General features: G+C 64.7%; 14 protein-coding genes. 7 read left to right on the top strand and 7 right to left on the bottom strand.

Annotated features, from left to right (window positions below; translation table 11 throughout):
• Both B2U11_RS12300 and B2U11_RS12295 read right to left on the bottom strand, forming a co-directional pair.
• Window positions 1-4,442, bottom strand: a 4,442-nt coding sequence (locus B2U11_RS12300; protein WP_292072054.1) for a strawberry notch-like NTP hydrolase domain-containing protein, incomplete at its 3' end; no start/stop codon positions are given.
• Between the two features lie 131 nt (window positions 4,443-4,573).
• Entirely contained in the window at window positions 4,574-4,861 is a 288-nt protein-coding gene (locus B2U11_RS12295) for a helix-turn-helix domain-containing protein (protein ID WP_066552804.1), read from the bottom strand.
• A 64-nt stretch (window positions 4,862-4,925) separates the two neighbouring features.
• On the opposite strand from B2U11_RS12295, the gene B2U11_RS12290 reads away from it, so the two are divergent.
• The 5 genes from B2U11_RS12290 to B2U11_RS12270 all read left to right on the top strand — a co-directional run bounded on the left by B2U11_RS12290 (window position 4,926) and on the right by B2U11_RS12270 (window position 8,538).
• Window positions 4,926-5,834: an endonuclease III domain-containing protein gene (locus B2U11_RS12290; RefSeq protein WP_174086660.1), complete on the top strand. Its 909-nt coding sequence runs from the start codon at window positions 4,926-4,928 to the stop codon at window positions 5,832-5,834.
• Window positions 5,831-6,097 (top strand): hypothetical protein, encoded by a 267-nt coding sequence (locus B2U11_RS12285; protein ID WP_156494705.1) that lies wholly within the window; start codon window positions 5,831-5,833, stop codon window positions 6,095-6,097. Before B2U11_RS12290 ends, B2U11_RS12285 begins: the two co-directional genes overlap by 4 nt.
• Entirely contained in the window at window positions 6,094-7,287 is a 1,194-nt protein-coding gene (locus B2U11_RS12280) for a PfkB family carbohydrate kinase (RefSeq protein ID WP_066552802.1), read from the top strand. Before B2U11_RS12285 ends, B2U11_RS12280 begins: the two co-directional genes overlap by 4 nt.
• The gene (locus tag B2U11_RS12275; protein ID WP_066552799.1) at window positions 7,287-7,880 is read left to right on the top strand and encodes a 7-cyano-7-deazaguanine synthase; all 594 of its coding nucleotides are present in this window, start codon (window positions 7,287-7,289) and stop codon (window positions 7,878-7,880) included. Before B2U11_RS12280 ends, B2U11_RS12275 begins: the two co-directional genes overlap by 1 nt.
• A gap of 433 nt (window positions 7,881-8,313) precedes the next feature.
• Window positions 8,314-8,538 (top strand): hypothetical protein, encoded by a 225-nt coding sequence (locus tag B2U11_RS12270; protein ID WP_156494703.1) that lies wholly within the window; start codon window positions 8,314-8,316, stop codon window positions 8,536-8,538.
• Between the two features lie 544 nt (window positions 8,539-9,082).
• On the opposite strand, the gene merA is transcribed toward B2U11_RS12270, so the two are convergent.
• From merA to B2U11_RS12245, 5 genes are all read right to left on the bottom strand, one after another.
• Window positions 9,083-10,567: a mercury(II) reductase gene (gene merA / locus B2U11_RS12265; protein ID WP_021696246.1), complete on the bottom strand. Its 1,485-nt coding sequence runs from the start codon at window positions 10,565-10,567 to the stop codon at window positions 9,083-9,085.
• A gap of 67 nt (window positions 10,568-10,634) precedes the next feature.
• On the bottom strand, window positions 10,635-11,990 hold the full coding sequence (locus tag B2U11_RS12260) for a dihydrolipoyl dehydrogenase family protein (protein ID WP_021696245.1): 1,356 nt from the start codon (window positions 11,988-11,990) through the stop codon (window positions 10,635-10,637).
• Between the two features lie 65 nt (window positions 11,991-12,055).
• Window positions 12,056-12,298, bottom strand: a complete 243-nt coding sequence (merF, locus tag B2U11_RS12255) for a mercury resistance system transport protein MerF (protein ID WP_021696244.1) — start codon at window positions 12,296-12,298, stop codon at window positions 12,056-12,058.
• A 153-nt stretch (window positions 12,299-12,451) separates the two neighbouring features.
• On the bottom strand, window positions 12,452-12,781 hold the full coding sequence (locus tag B2U11_RS12250) for a cation transporter (RefSeq protein ID WP_021696243.1): 330 nt from the start codon (window positions 12,779-12,781) through the stop codon (window positions 12,452-12,454).
• A 12-nt stretch (window positions 12,782-12,793) separates the two neighbouring features.
• Entirely contained in the window at window positions 12,794-13,189 is a 396-nt protein-coding gene (locus tag B2U11_RS12245; RefSeq protein WP_021696242.1) for a mercuric transporter MerT family protein, read from the bottom strand.
• Window positions 13,190-13,266: 77 nt separating this feature from the next.
• Here B2U11_RS12245 and B2U11_RS12240 point away from each other — a divergent pair, with 77 nt between their 5' ends.
• Together B2U11_RS12240 and B2U11_RS12235 are read left to right on the top strand one after the other, a co-directional pair.
• Window positions 13,267-13,674, top strand: coding sequence for a MerR family transcriptional regulator (locus tag B2U11_RS12240; protein WP_045318677.1), 408 nt, complete (start codon window positions 13,267-13,269; stop codon window positions 13,672-13,674).
• Window positions 13,675-14,138: 464 nt separating this feature from the next.
• Complete coding sequence (locus tag B2U11_RS12235) at window positions 14,139-15,209, top strand: hypothetical protein (RefSeq protein WP_174086658.1); 1,071 nt, start codon at window positions 14,139-14,141, stop codon at window positions 15,207-15,209.
• The last annotated feature ends 8 nt before the right edge of the window (window positions 15,210-15,217 follow it).

The raw sequence follows: 15,217 nt of genomic DNA, 5'->3' as shown, positions 1-15,217 counted from the left end.
GGGCTTTCCAGATTGTCCTCGGCCCGGAACAGACCGGCCCCGGCCGTTCGGCGTTCGCCGCGCGTCAGGGCTCCCAGCGAATCCAGCCGTCGAGCGATGGTCGAGGTGAACCGCTTCTCGCCGTGGATGTCGGTGGTGACCGGGCGGAACAGCGGCGGACAGGCCTGATGGGTGCGATGACTGCGCCCCAGACCCTGGATGGCGGCATCCGCCCGCCAGCCCGGTTCGACCAGGTAGTGCGAGCGGCGCTGCTGGTTCGGCGCCGAGAGGTCGGAGTGGTAGCTGCGTCCTGTGCCGCCTGCGTCCGAGAAGACCAGGATACGCTTGCGGCCGGACATGAAGGCGTCGGTCTCCGACCGCGCGGCCGAGGCGCCGCGGCGCTCGACGAGCCGGCGTCCGTCGCGCGCGACGACGCGACGCGACCGTCCCGTGATCTCTGCGACCGCCTCTGTTCCGAAGGTGTCCAGAAGGGCGTCCAGAACGCCGGGCACGGCGGGCAGGAGCGCCATCTTCTCGATCAGGTCTTCGCGCCGGCGCAACGCCTCCTGGCTCACGGCGGGCCGGCCGTCGACCATGACCGGGACCAGCGTCACCGAGCCGTCGTCACCCTCGATCGCCTCCATGAGATTCACCGGGAAAGCCTCGCGCAGATAGTCGAGGACATATTCGCGCGGCGTCAGGTCAATGGAGAGGTTGTTCCATTCCTCCGGCGGGATGGACGCCAGTCTTCGCTCCATCACCGCCTCGTTCGTCGAAACGATCTGGATCACGGCGGAACGCCCTTCGGTCAGGTCCGCCCGGATCGACGCCGCAAGCGTCGGCGCCTTCAATCCCGCGAGGAGGTGGCCGAAGAAGCGCAGCTTGGCGCCTTCAAACGCGGAATGGACGGCTGAGGCGGCCAGGCCGCTCTTGGCCTTGCCTTCCTCATCATTGAAGCCGGTCGCTTTCAGCGCCTCGCCCAGATTGGCGTGGATCAGCTGGAAGGCGTCGGCCCAGGCGTCCCAGATGCTGATGTCGTCCTCGGTCAGGGCGTGGAAGAGCGGCTCGTACTCGACGCCCTCGAACGACAACGACCGCGCCACATAGAGGCCGAGCGCCTTGAGCTCGCGCGCGACGAGCTCCATGGCGGCGACCCCGCCCTTGTCCATGGCGTCGAGGAAGTCGTCGCGGGTGACGAAGGGCGCCTCCGGCCCGCCCCAAAGACCCAGACGGGCCGCGTAAGCCAGATTCTCCGCGGTGGTGGCGCCGGTCGCCGAGACATAGAGCACCCGGGCGTTCGGCAGCCGGTTCTGAAGCGCCAGGCCGGCCATCCCCTGCAGGGAGGCCTTCTTCGTTCCCCGCGCCCCCTTGCCGCCCCCCGCGGCGTTGGCCATGGCGTGGGCCTCGTCGAAGGCGATGACCCCGTCGAAATCCTCGCCCAGCCAGGCGACGATCTGGTCGAGCCGCGACATCTTCTGGCCGCGCGCAGGCTGACGCAGGGTGGCGTAGGTGGTGAAGACAATCCCGCGATCCAGCCGCACGCCATCTCCCAACTTCCAGCTGTTGAGCGGCACGATGTCGTGGGCCCCGCCGCCGATGGCGGCCCAATCGCGCCGGGCGTCGTCCAGCAGGGAGTCGTTCTTCGACAACCACAGGGCCTTGGTCCGCCCCTGGGCCATGTTGTCGGCGATGACGGCGGCGATCTCCCGGCCCTTGCCGCAGCCGGTGCCGTCGCCAAGGAAGAAGCCGCGCCGGAGCTGGACGGAACCCTCATCCTCCTCCCGCGACAACCTGAGCTGACGAGCCGACTCTCCCGGCGTCCACCAGGCGGGCAGCATGCCGGCGTGAGCCTCGCCGGCGTAGATGACCGTCTCCAGCTGGGCGTCGGAGATCCGGCCGTCGAGACGCACCGCCGCCGGAAGGACCGGCCGGTATGACGGGGCGGGCGGGGCGACCGAGGCCATCGGACCGGACTCGACCAGGGCTGACGGGTGGGGCGTCTGCGCCGTCAGGGCGATCCGCGCCAGCCGGTGCGCCTGGTAGAGGCCGACATCGCGGCCCTCGCCCGTCCAGGCGAGGGTCTGATAGGTGATGGGGGACGCTCCCGCGAGGAAGCCGAGACGCCCGGACGGCAGGGCGAGTGACCGGTCCCGGGGCGCCAGCAAGGTCTGCGCCCCGAGTTCGAGGCGAACCCTCGGCCTCGCCTTGACGCGCTCGGGCACAGCCGAGGCCAGGGCGGCACAGGCGGCGAGATCTTCACCGTTCGCGAGCGCAGCGACCGCGGCGCCGCCCTCGAGCCGGTCCAGAACCAGCAACCCGGTCTCCACGCTGGTGCCGTGCCTGGAGAAGGCGCGTGGCGGAAAGCCGATCCGGGCGACGACACGCCCCCTGGCGCTCAACCGACGCATCAGACCCTCGTCGATGAGGGCGGTGATCGGCACGACGGCGGCCAGGCGCCCGCCATCGGCCAGGGCCGAGAAGGCCCCGGTCAGATGCGCCTCCAGATCGGTGAAGGGCGGATTGCAGACCGCGACGTCGAACCCGCCCGCGCCCGGCAACAGGTTACGGCGCGCGACAACGATGATGTGCCGCAGGTCGGAAAGCTTATGCAGAAACCCTTGAATCCGTGGGCGGGATGCCACCGGGATCGTCGAGAGCACGACATCGAGAGGCAGTTCGAGGGGTGGGTAACCCGAGGCTTGTTGAGGGGCGTGGGTCTTGAGGACGACGCCGTGCGCCTGGCTCGCCGCCCAGGCCCCTTCAAGCAGTCCAAGCCAGTTCATGGACACCACGCGCCCTGTGCGGCCGGCCGCGATTTCCTTTACCCCCGCGGTCGCAAGCGCACGCATGCGCTCGCCCTCTTCGCCATCGACCGAGAGCCGATCATTCTGCGGCAGCTCTCGGACGTGTCCCAGGGTTCGTTCGATCAGGACGCCGGCGATCATCGGCTCCAGCGCCTGACGGACAGTGTCTTCAGAGGCGAGAACGCCGTGAGGCTCGAGCAACTGCAGTGCGAGCGCCAGCTCGGGAACGCGAGCCTGCATCATCGCGGTCCGCAGAGGCGCCAGGTTCGACGGATCGATCTTCAACGATCCGCCGATCAGTCGGATCGGCAATGTCCAGTAGGTTGAAGGAATGTGCTGGATGAGCGGGTTTGGTCCGCCGAAAGCATCGATCAAAAGGCGGATGTAACTCGGCCGGAGCGAGCCCTGCGCCGAGACGAAGGTTTCCGCCCAGGCGCGGAGGCGGGGCTGGTTTTCGGGGGTCTGGAGAAACTCCAGAACGCCCTCCTGCGCGAGGGTCCCGTAGAGGACATGGTCGCCTGCCTGCGGCGGGCAGCTCAACATCCGGGAGGCCACGAGGAATTCGGCGAACGACCGGTGCGGGAAATAATAGATGTCGCCGGCTTTCCGCTCCAGGAAGGCCCCGGCGAGATACTCCCGACGCTTGTGTTCGACCTCGTGCGCGTCTCCATCCGGCAAGTCCGCGAGAAGGTCCGATGGAATGACCTCCGCGACGAAGCTCGTTGCTGCGGCCCGATCTCTCCAAAGCCAAAAGGCGAGTTCGGCCAGGAAACGAAGTCGATCTTTCTCGCCGATGGGGGTGCGGGCGGGCTTCTCGGCCTCACGGCGCGCCAGCGACTGAAAGAACTCATCATAAAGCGACCAGCGCGACGGGCTTCGGCGCAGTCGGGTCAGATCCTGTTCGCGGTCCGCCGCCATTTCGGCGAGGATTTTCAGATGGACGGGGCGTCCGAAAACCGCAGGGTCCGCCGCCGCGAGTTCGGACACCTCCTGGCGACGCTTGTCGACCCACTCCGCATCCGCACCCCCATCGCCCGAGGTTCCGGCCTGATAGGCCAGAAAGCCGGCGATGAAGAGATCGCGCTCCGCGTCGCTGAAATCGGCGAGGCGGTACTCCCTGAACTCGGGCCAGCCCGGCAGCTTGCGCCAGCGATCCTGCGCAGGGATGCGCCCTTTCAGTACATAGTGGTGTTCGGCGTCGGTGGTGAATGCGGAGGGGCGGCCCAGCAGAACCACCTTCGCCCCCGGTGTGATGAGCTGATTGAACTGACCGACCTGCGCGCGGAACTCCGAGAAGGACATCGCGTGCTTCATCTCGTCGAAGCCGTCGAGGACGATCAGGAAACGGCCCTTGCTGTTGAAGTCCAGGAAGCGGGTGAAGTTGTATCCCCGGACATTGTGCTGACTCGTCAGCATCGCGCCGAGGAAGCCCTCCAGATCGCTGTAGCGGGACAGCCCGCCGAGCTTGATCAGGATCGGACGGCGAGCGCTGGGATCCGTCAGAGCCTGCGCCGCCTGCTGCGTCACGAGGCGTTTGGCGAAACTCGATTTGCCGGCCCCGTAACCGCCGAGGATCGCCAGCGGCGTGGGGTCTTCCGTAGCCAGCCATGCCACGACCTCGTCGATCAGACCGACGACCTCGCCTTCGGATTCGGCCATGGCCAAACATCGAGGACCCCCGGATATCGGCACGCCAAGGTTTAAGTCGAAGGTATTTGCCTGATCTCGCCATCGGCAACGAAGCCGGCAAGCCGCCGCTTTGCCTCCCGCCTTCTCTAGGCGCCTTTCGCCTAGAGAAGGCGCTCAAGCGTCGCTAGAAATTGCATGACATGCATACGTTTTGCAGGCGTGGTCGCCTCTAGGCGTGCAGCGAGCCTCCCGAGCTGATCGACGGTGGATGTCGCCTTCTCCCCACTGAGCCACGCCTCCAATGCGGACGTGGCCTTCTTCCCCGGCTTGACGGCGTTCGAGAGGATTTTACTGAGGTGTGGCTGGGTCATTCCGCAGGCGATCGCGACCTGCGCCTGGCTTAAGCCCAGCTCCGAAATCCTCCGCCTGATAGCGTCCGTATCGAGCATATTTCGGTTGACCAAACACCATGTAATGCATACAAATTGTATGCATTACATGGAGCTTCGGACCTTGCAACGCATCATCGGCGGCTCGGACGGAAATTATCGCTTTCTGGATCTTCCAGACGCTGACGAGTGGGTCATGCCAGGGGTCCGCTGGGGCGCTTTCGAACACGCCCTAACCCCGGCGTTCTGGGTCAGCCAAGCTTGGCTCGAAGGAACGCCGGCGGAAGGGTTCCAGCTCTGCAACACGCTGGTCGAAGAAGTGGTGACGTGTTTGCTGGGCGGCCATGGCGCCCCGGCGGAAGTTGGGCTTGCTGCCTCCGAGCGAGTGATCGATGCGTTGAACGCCGATCCGGAAGGCGCGCACGATCTGGCGTGGGCGGAGCGCTTGTTGACAGAGCCCCTGACCGTACACGGCCGTCAAATCCGCTATCGGTTCGCCTCCCAAAGAGCGAAGTATCTAGCTGGCACACTCGCCGGCCTGAACGAGATCGACGAGGACGACCTCGGCGATCTGGAGCTGCGAGACGCCTTGTGCGGGCTACCAGGCATTGGCCCCAAGACGGCATCGTGGATTGTTCGGAACCGGCGCGGTAGCGATGCGGTCGCCATTCTCGACGTTCATATCGTGCGGGCCTGCGTCCACATGGGCGTGTTCCCGGACAAGGCCGATCCCGCCCGTCATTACCTGGATCTGGAGCGCCGCTTCCTGGACTTCTGCATCGGTGCCGGCGCCAAGGCATCGCTTATCGACGCCATCATGTGGGGGACGATGCGGCGACTGGACCGCTCACTGATGAAACTACTGATTGACGGTGAAACGCCGATCGACGAGCGTCTGCCCCTACTCGAATGGGGGGAGAATCAATGTCAGGTAGTGGCGGAACGCGTAGCGACTCCAGAAGCTATGGGTCGGGTCAAACAGGCGGCGCGCAGGCGGGCGGAGCCGGTGGGGGGGCGGCGGATTCATGCATGATCGTGCTGCGCGGGCCGATTAACAGCCCGCAAGCAGCCATTCTTGCAGGCATGGTTCCGGGGAATACCCTGCAGGTCGCAGTCGATAGGACAGGCGCCGCCCCCGTACTGGTCGTGGAGAGAACACCTGGTGTTCGGGCCGGGTCTTTGACAATGGCCAACTACCTTAGCGTCATCACCTGCATCGACCGTGGCTTCGACTATGAAGCCACCATCATGACCATCAACGGCGGCATCTACGACGTGCGGATTGCCCGCGTATGACCACGTTCACGATTGTCGGCGGCGTGTACCGCGAACGATGCGTCGAGCCGCTGTGGGACGCCATATATGGTTCGGCAGGCCGAGCGCTGGCCGCGACCACGCAAATCGCCCCTGGGGCTCGTCTGGTTTCCTATGTCGATTCCGCCACGGCGACCGGTGCTCAAGCCCTGGCTGACGATTGCGGCGCCACGTTCGAAGGTCACCCAACACCCGCCAGCGTGTGTTTCGACTATCTGCACCCGTTGGCCGCGCCCCGGATCAACCCTCAACCAGGGACCGTGACCAACGAGCCCATCACCGTCTCCGGTGACGTGGTGTTGCGCTACGGGATGCTCGAAGGCGACGCCGTCGTCCACGCCAAGAAAGCCATCTACGACCCTCAATCCTCGTTCGGAACCCAGCCATTCGGCGCGAACGGTTCCACGGCGGAGCGCCTGGCCATAGTCCTCAACAAGGCGGAAGCGAAGTCGATGACCGGGATCGAAGATCCCGAAATCGCCGCTAAATCGCTGCTCGGCGATGGCGTCGAAGTGGTGGTGTTGAAGATGGGCCCCCTGGGCGCCCTGGTGATGACAGCCGACAGGGTTCAGCGGGTTCCGCTCTACAAATCAGCCAGCGTCTTCAAGATCGGTTCTGGGGATGTCTTCTCTTCGACTTTCGCTGCGCTCTGGGGCGTTCAGGGGCTCGACCCCTTCGAGGCAGCAGACATCGCCTCCCGAGCAACGGCCTATTATTGCGAAAACCGCAGCCTGCCTCCGCCCGATCCGGAGGCGTTGCGTCAACAGAGCTTCGAGCCTCTGACGCCAGGCAAGGGCACCGTCTATCTCGCCGGACCGTTCTTCGACATCGGCCAGCGGTGGCTCGTCGAAGAGGCAAACGACTATCTCTTGGAAATGGGGGCGAACGTGTTTTCGCCTGTTCACGAGGTGGGGCCTGGCCCGGCGGACATCGTCGCTCCGGAGGACATTAAAGGCCTGGAGAGATCAGACGTGGTGTTTGCCATTCTCAACGGCATGGATCCCGGCACCATTTTCGAGGTCGGGTACGCTGTGAAGAAGGGCATCCCCGTTGTCGGCCTGGCCCAGAACGTCCGCCTCGAAGACCTGAAAATGATGGAAGGTACCGGGTGTGAAATACACAGCGATTTCGCGTCGGCCATCTATAGAGCCATCTGGGCCTTGCCCGCCTGATGGCCGCCCTTCTGCTTTCAGGCGGAATGGACTCGGTCAGCATCGCTTGGTGGAAACGACCGACGATCTCGATTTTCGTCGATTACGGACAGAAGCCCGCCCAGGCCGAAGAGGCTGCTGGTCGGGCCGCTGCCGAAGCGATGGGGCTGCGGTGTGAGGTCGTTCGGGCGGATTGCTCCGCCTTGGGCTCAGGCGACTTGGCGGGGCGCCCGGCGTCAGCCGTGGCACCGGCGAGCGAGTGGTGGCCGTTCCGCAACCAGCTGATCCTGACGCTGGCGGGAACGGCGGCGCTCCAGTTCGGTGAAACCGAACTCATGATCGGGGCGCTCAGGACGGACGGCCACCACGCGGACGGACGACCAGAATTCATCGGGAAGATTTCTTCGCTAATGGAAATGCAGGAAGGCGGACTAAGGGTGAGCGCGCCAGCGATCGGCTACTCCGCACCTGAGTTGGTCGAGGTCTCCCAGATTCCGCAAAGCGTCCTAGCGTGGGCTCACTCATGCCATACGGGCAACCTTGCCTGCGGGCAGTGCAGAGGCTGCGTCAAACATTTCGAGACGTGGGAAGCCCTTGGCTGGACACCCCACTGAACCGAAGCCGAACGCGACCGGAGAATGGTCGCCATTCGAATGGCCCGTTGGACCGTCGGAGCCATGCGCGGCGCCCTGGCCCGGCGCTGATCGGCTGTTTGCCGATGTGGCGTGGTCCCGCCGCTCAGCCGTCGGCGAGAGTATTGGCCTTGGCCCCGCCGGCAACCTTCTTCACCATCTGACAAAAGATGCCGACGACAGGCTCGTCGGCCGCGCGGGTATTCCAGTCCATCGGAGGATCACACCGTCCGCCGGAGGTCTTCACCCCTATAGCTTCCTATGCATCGGAGACGAGGACCGTCGCGCCCTCCTCTACGACCCGGCCACCCACGCCTTCATGCCGATGGCTGTTTCTAATCACGACCTGTACGGTCTGAATCATAGAGAGGTGTCGGAGATCTTGGGCTCCGCTCCTGGCGTTACGGTTCGCGTCGTGATCGACGCCGCCAAGGTTTCCGCCGCCTACCGCAATCCTGAAACTCTCATTCTTCGCGACGCGGGCGCGATCTTGTCCGTGGCGGGCATGCTGGCCGAATGGCTCGATCTGCTTGCCTGCCCTCTCGGGTTCATGGGCGGCGCTTTCCTTAATGTGATCGGCCTGCCTTCTGAGCGATTTATTGGAGCCGGCGGCTTTCAGTTGTCAGCCAAACAAGCCTGACAGCTAGAGGGGGCCACAATTCTGGGCACCCGATGACAGGCGCGCCGGTCAGTGGCGGACTCCGCAGGCGGACGAACTGGCCGGCGATCATCACGTTCCTGGTGCTTTCGGTGCTGTCACTAACAGCGGCGCTCGTCTCGACGGGTCCCGACGATGTCGTGCGTTGGGGCGGGGCCATGGGGCTGGTGGTCTTATCATGACGGGCGGGCTGGCCGTTCTCTATCGCCATGCGCCGACGTTCTCGCGGCCAGTGAATGACGCTCAAGATAAGGCGGCATAGGCGGCTCGCCGCGCCGAGCGGCGCGACCGACGGATCAAGGTTCCCGACTCGCGCGCCGTCGCTGATGCGCCAAGAGCGGACACCAACTGCCCGCCAACAAGACGACATTCCAATCGAGGCTCCGGGCTATCGAATGCCTGTGACCTCTCCGAGTGCCAAACACGGGAATCCGCTCTATTGCGGACAACAACATTCTCCGCCGCGATGCACTACCCGACCGTCACCTGATGCTCGGGGGTGAGGCAGCGGCCCAAATTGCTCGCTTCACCCCGCACAGCAGGAGAGCTTTGCTACATCCATGTCGAAGGTCTGTGCGGCGAGTTTCAGACCTTCGACCGTGGTCAGATAGGGGAAGATCGTCGCCCCCAGCTCGGCGGCCGTCATGCCGTGTTTGATCGCCAGCACCATCGTCTGAATTGCGTCCGCGCCTTCGGGGGCCATGATCTGCCCGCCGAGAAGGCGGTCCGTCGTCTTGTCGGCGATCAGTTTGATGAGCCCGCGTGTGTCGCGCGCTGCCAGTGCCCGGGGCACCTGATTGAGTGCGAGCAAGGACACCTTGATATCCAGTCCGCGCGCCCTCGCCGCCGTTTCAGTAAGGCCGACACTCGCGACCTGCGGGTCGGTGAATACCACCGCCGGCATGGTGCTGTTGTCGTAGCGATGGTCATTGCCGCCGACGGCGTTGCGCGCGGCCAGCTTCGCGGCATAGGCCGCCATATAGACGAACTGGTCACGCCCGGTGACGTCCCCGGCTGCGTAGACGCCTGGGGCCGTGGTCTCGAGATGGGCATCGACGACGATCCCGCCATGGCGGGACAATGCGACGCCCCGTGACTCCAGTCCCATGCCGTCACTGTTCGGCTGGCGGCCCGTCGCGATCAGCACCTGCTCTGCGGCGATGACCTCGACCGCCGCATCCCGGTCGCGCGCCGCGCCCTTGCCGGGCGGACGGTCGCAGGTGAGTTCGATCCCGTGCTTCGCGTGCACAATCCGCTGGTAGCCGACCCCGGTGCACACCCTGATACCCTCCGCCTCCAGATAGGTCTTAAGGGCGACGCTGAACTCCGGGTCCATGTCGGGCAACAGCCGGCTGCGGCAACAGATCGTGACGGCCACGCCAAGCCGGGCGAACATCTGTCCCAGTTCAACACCGACTACCCCACCGCCGATCACCAGCAGCGACCGGGGCAAACGTTCAAGCGCCAGCGCCGAAGTGCTAGTGAGCCACGGGACGCTATCCAGCCCCGGAATTTCGGGAACGGCGGCGCGCGCGCCCATCGCCAGAATAATCTTGCCGACCGGCATCGGTGCATCATCGACGAGCAACCTGCCGTCGACAAAGCGCGCCCGGCCTTCGACATAGGTCACGCCCGGATAGGCCGGCAGCAGGTCGACATATTTCTTCTGCCGCAGACCCGCGACCAGCTCATCCTTCGAGGCCGCGAGCGCAGCCCAGTCTTCCAGCTTGAGGCTGCCCCCCAGGCCGGGAAACCGACGGGAAGCCTGGCCGGCATGAACCGCTTCAGCGGCCCGGATCAATGTCTTGGACGGGACGCAGCCGACATTGACGCAGGTGCCGCCGATCGTCCCATGGCCGACCAGCGCCACCCGGGCACCCAGATCGGCTGCGGTGATCGCGGCGGAGAATCCCGCCGACCCCGCGCCGATGACGGCGACGTCGAAACTCGCATGGCCGGATTTTTTCGCGGTACCCGAACAGCAGTCGAGGTCCTTTGCGGGCTTGTTCATCGTGCAGTCCGTTCTGTTGGGTGGGCCAGTAGTGTCATGGGTTCAGCCGACGCGCGCGTGAGTGGCCTCAGACCATCGATCCGATGTCCGAGGCGAAGCTGGGGTAGGCAAAAATCATGGCCTTGATCTGGTTGGCGGTGAGCCCCGCGCCCATGGCCATGGCGAACAGATTGATCTGTTCCTCGGCCCCCGGCCCGATCAGATGCGCGCCGAGGATCAAGCCGGTTTTCTGTTCCACCAGCACCTTGAATCCGCTCGTGGTCGCCCCGACCCGCATCGACGAATACCAGCCGGAGGTCTTCTCGAAATGCGTATCGAACTCCAGACCCTTTTCCGTCGCCGCCGTCTCGGACAGCCCCACGGTCGCGACCGGCGGCAGGGTGAAGACCACGCTGGGTATCGGCGGATAGGACACGAGCCGTGCGTCCTTCCCGGCCAGAAGGTTCTTGCCCGCGATCCGCCCTTCATAGGCCGAGACCGGGGTCAGGTTCAGCCCGCTGTCGGCACAATCCCCGGCGGCGAAAATGGCGGGATTGGTGGTACGCATGGCGGCGTCGACCTTGATTCCGCGCTTCCCGGCGTCCACCCCTGCAGCCGGCAGGTTCAGATGGTCGATATTGGGCACGCGACCGGTCGCATGGACCACCAGATCGCAGGTCAGCACCTGGATGCCGGACGGCGTTTCATAGGACACGGCGAATTCGTCGCCCTGCTTCTCGACCTTGAGGACTTTCGCCTCGGTCTGCACGTCGATGCCCAGTTCGGTCGAGGCCTCCACCAGCATCGCCACCAGATCGGCGTCGAAGGGCCCGAGCGGCCGCCCGGCCATTTCCAGAACCGTGACGGCGCTGGCTCCGGCGCGTTGGGCGATATGGGCGAACTCCATGGCGATGAACCCCCCGCCGACAAAGACGATCCTGTCGGGGCGCTCGGACAACTCCAGAAATTCCGTGCTGGTCGTCAGCAGGTCCTCGCCGGGAATGTTCAGCGTCATCGGCCGTGCGCCGGTGGCGATGTGGAAATGCTTCGCGCGCAGGGTCTCGCCGTTTAGCGTGATCGTATCGCGCCCGATGAAGCGTGCTTCGCCATGCAGCGGGGTGATTCCGGCCTTGCGGAAGCCCGCTTCGATGCGCGACGGCATGGCGTCGGTGAAGGTGCGCTTGAACGCCATCATCTCGGGCCAGTTGACCGAGGGCCGCGCCTCCAGGCCCTTGCCGGCCATGGTGTGGGCCCAGTCCACGCCTTCGGTGACGGCAATCAGCATTTTCTTGGGATCACAGCCCCGCAGCGCACAGGTGCCGCCGTAGGGCAGGCTGTCGATGCTGGCGACTTTCCACCCCGCCGCCGCCGTCATCCGGGCGACGCCGTTGCCGCCGGTCCCGGCCCCGATCACGATCAGGTCGTAGTCATATGTGTCGGTCATGTCAGTCTTCTCCATTTCGGGGGCCTGCAGCCTCTGACGATCGGCGCTGTCCGGTGGGCCGTCGATCAGGTGGTCTTCATCCGCCGCCGACGCCGCCAGACGGCATAGACCGTCAACGCGGCGAACACGGCCAGCGCGGGCAGCAGCACAACATCGAGCCAGCCCGTCAGCGCAGAAAGCCCGACGACGCCCAGCAGCACCACCAGCACCGGAGCAAAGCAGCACAGCGCCACAATGACGGTGCCGATCACCCCCATCCGCAGCAGCAGGCTGTCGGTCCCGTCCGTCTTGTCAGCCTTGTCAGCCATAACGCCGTTTGATCCTGAAGACGCGCAGCCTTCCCCGGCTGCAGCCCGAGGCCGGGATGCACGCGATGCATTGCGTTGGTGGCCTGGTCCCACCCCCATGCGGGGGGGCGGGAGCTCTGGCGCCGATGAAGGCCGTCTTGTTGCCTGCGGGGCCTAGTTTTGTACGACGCGGGCGGGATAGCCGGCATTGGTCGAGGCGGCCGCGATCTGCGCGGCCGTGGCGCGCGCCGGGTCGTAGGTGGCGCGGGCCGTCTTTGCGGCGAAGTCCACTTCGACCGAGTTGACGCCCGGCACGCTCTCCATCGCCCTGCGCACCGTGATCGGGCAGGTGGCGCAGGTCATGTGCTCAATGGCGAAAGTCGTCTGCTGCTGGGCAGCGGCGGTCGCCGCCGGACGGTTCTGTGCCGGTCCATCAAACGCGACGGCGGCACCGACGCCAGCCACGGCCACAACGGCCAGGCCGATCAGAAATGTCTTTTTCATGGGTCTTTCCTCTCAGTAAAAATAGGGAGCCCACCAGTTGAGGGTGAGCGCGATGATGACGACGGCCAACCCGAACCAAAGGGCCAGTTTCGTGGTCCGCGCCGATTGCGGGCGAGCGCAGTAGGTCCCGTCCTCGCAGGGCGGCTTCGGCTTGAAATAGACGTGCCAGAACCCGTAGCCGAGCAGGGCCAGGGTGACGGCGGCGACATAGGGTTTGTACGGCTCAAGCGCCGTCAGGTTGGCGATCCACGCCCCTGAAATGCCAAGCATGACCAGCACCAGCGGAACGATGCAGCAGGCCGACGCCAGCACCGCGCCGATCAGCGCGCCGCCCGCGATCCATCGGCCCTGCTTCGCGCCCTCGTCCGGCGTTGATGCCGGTGGCTCCGGCTCCGGTGCTGAAAACATCGATAAGTTCTCTCGATTTCTTTCTGACTGATTTCAGCGTAATCCCTGTAGTTGCTACAGACACAAGGGCTTTTTTCATGGTGCTTCAGACGGGCTTGTTGCGGGCCCAATTGGCGAAGCTGACCGGGTGCAACCTCGAAACCATCCGCTATTACGAGAAGGTCGGACTGCTGCCCCCGCCGCCTCGTTCGGCCAACGGTTACCGGGTCTATTCGCCAGACCTGACGCAGCGGTTACGGTTCATCCTGCGTGCGCGGGATATCGGCTTCTCGATGGAGGAGACCCGCTCGCTGCTGGCGCTGACAGACACCGGGACCCAGACCTGTGCCGAGGTCAAACACAAGACCGAAGTGCAGCTGGAGGATGTGCGCGCCAAGATTGCCGATCTGCGGCGGATGGAACGGATCCTCGCCAACGCCGCCGCGAAATGCTCGGGCGGGGAAGTACCGGAATGCCCGGTTCTGGAGGCGCTTACGTCAGACTGAGGGCGCAGAGCGGACCCTGGTAAGGTCTGAAATGAGTCATCAGCCGACAGTTAGTTCTAGATAGACCGATTGCTGCGGGTCAGTTCCGTTGTGGGGCGACGGCGCTTGGTTGAATAGCTCTGTCGCCCCACAACTCTTACCGATGCCGTGTCCAGCTTGGCGCAAGCCGTCCACACGAACTGACCAGAGGCGCCCAATTGTTTGGCTCCACACAGACAGCGGCGCCTCGTCCGCTATTGTCTTCCAAAAGGCGGGGGCATCTCCCCCCCTACTTCAGAGGCCAATCCCATTTCAGCCACTGGAAATCGCACAGCCGTTAAGCTTCCGGTTGTGATGTCCCTGGATGTTCGGCCGTTCCGAAAATAGGCCTTAGTGCGAGTTTAGCGTTGTCACAGCCTCCCTGCAGGCGCCCCGCCTATGCGTTCGATGACTTCCCCGAGGACGACGCCGTCTGGGAAGTGGTGATGTACGGCGCCGTGGATTCCACCCCTGTCGCTTGGATGGGTGAGGTGCTGCTGGCGGATTGGCGCTGGCGCTTCAGAGAAGGCTCACAGCCTTTGCCACAGATGCGCCTGCTGCGCCGGGCTCTGAGCGATGTGGCTGGCCTTCCAATTGGAAGTCGCTGGCGCAACGGCGAACCCGTGGCGGATAAAAGGGGACCGCAGATCGCCACCATTGAGGTCGATAGGATCTCTGGCCTGCCAACCCACAAACTCGGCGATGCCGACCCGACATGGGAAAAGACCGACCGACCTCCCTATCCAGTCACCGGCTTTGCCGATGCGCCGGTCTGGCAGATAAAGTCCGGCCCCGTTGACCGCTACTATGTCCCGGCGATGGAGCTGATCCGATACGTCTTCGGGGGCACGGCGTCGTTCCTCAAGCTGACGGTCGAAGGCGGCCACAAGATCGCGCCAACCTTCCGCCGGCAGGTGTTCGACGCATCCAATAGTGGCCGCGCCTCAGACGACCCCTCAACCGTCCATATCGCCGCCTACCGGCCGCTATCTCGGCACGAGGCCGAGATCGCCGCTCGCATCGTCACCAACCCGCAAATGCATACGGCGTTCCGACGCGTCTTTGCGTCGGTTCAGACTGCGGTGGCCGGCAAAGGTCGCATCTATCCTGAAACCATCTACCCCTATGATCAGCCTACGAAGTGGCATGTCGAATGGCGCTGGACGCGGGTCACACCGGGCGAATGGCGAAAGCTCATCACCCGCATACACGCGATCGAGGCGCCTTTCGATGTGAAGCGGATCGTCGTCTCGCTGACAGGCGGGGAGGAACGTCAGGACGACGAGAAGCGACGCCCCGTCTCACGGCGGCGAGGGACCAGAGGCTCCGAACCTCTGCGAATTCTGCCCGACCAGCCCAGCGCATCAAACCTCGCTGAAATGCCCCTCAGCAGCCAGCACACCCACCATGATCCCGGTTTCGTGCTGGACCACGTCATCATCAAAGACGGTGAGCCGAGCAATGTCGTCGTAATCGAAGGCGACACCTATGAGGTAACCGTAGGATCCTTGACGTGACCCCCTGA

The sequence above is a fragment of the Brevundimonas sp. UBA7534 genome, from assembly GCF_002479325.1.
In the GTDB taxonomy this organism is placed as follows: domain Bacteria; phylum Pseudomonadota; class Alphaproteobacteria; order Caulobacterales; family Caulobacteraceae; genus Brevundimonas.
This window is presented reverse-complemented; position numbering and strand designations above follow the sequence as displayed.

Excerpts from the sequence above, each read along its gene's own strand:
- B2U11_RS12240 (WP_045318677.1), top strand. The coding sequence starts at position 13,267 with ATGGTGCTTCAGACGGGCTTGTTGCGGGCCCAATTGGCGAAGCTGACC.
- merF (WP_021696244.1), bottom strand. The coding sequence starts at position 12,298 with ATGGCTGACAAGGCTGACAAGACGGACGGGACCGACAGCCTGCTGCTG.
- B2U11_RS12280 (WP_066552802.1), top strand. The coding sequence starts at position 6,094 with ATGACCACGTTCACGATTGTCGGCGGCGTGTACCGCGAACGATGCGTC.
- B2U11_RS12285 (WP_156494705.1), top strand. The coding sequence starts at position 5,831 with ATGATCGTGCTGCGCGGGCCGATTAACAGCCCGCAAGCAGCCATTCTT.
- B2U11_RS12235 (WP_174086658.1), top strand. The coding sequence starts at position 14,139 with ATGTACGGCGCCGTGGATTCCACCCCTGTCGCTTGGATGGGTGAGGTG.
- B2U11_RS12250 (WP_021696243.1), bottom strand. The coding sequence starts at position 12,781 with ATGAAAAAGACATTTCTGATCGGCCTGGCCGTTGTGGCCGTGGCTGGC.
- merA (WP_021696246.1), bottom strand. The coding sequence starts at position 10,567 with ATGAACAAGCCCGCAAAGGACCTCGACTGCTGTTCGGGTACCGCGAAA.
- B2U11_RS12260 (WP_021696245.1), bottom strand. The coding sequence starts at position 11,990 with ATGACCGACACATATGACTACGACCTGATCGTGATCGGGGCCGGGACC.
- B2U11_RS12245 (WP_021696242.1), bottom strand. The coding sequence starts at position 13,189 with ATGTTTTCAGCACCGGAGCCGGAGCCACCGGCATCAACGCCGGACGAG.
- B2U11_RS12275 (WP_066552799.1), top strand. The coding sequence starts at position 7,287 with ATGGCCGCCCTTCTGCTTTCAGGCGGAATGGACTCGGTCAGCATCGCT.
- B2U11_RS12295 (WP_066552804.1), bottom strand. The coding sequence starts at position 4,861 with ATGCTCGATACGGACGCTATCAGGCGGAGGATTTCGGAGCTGGGCTTA.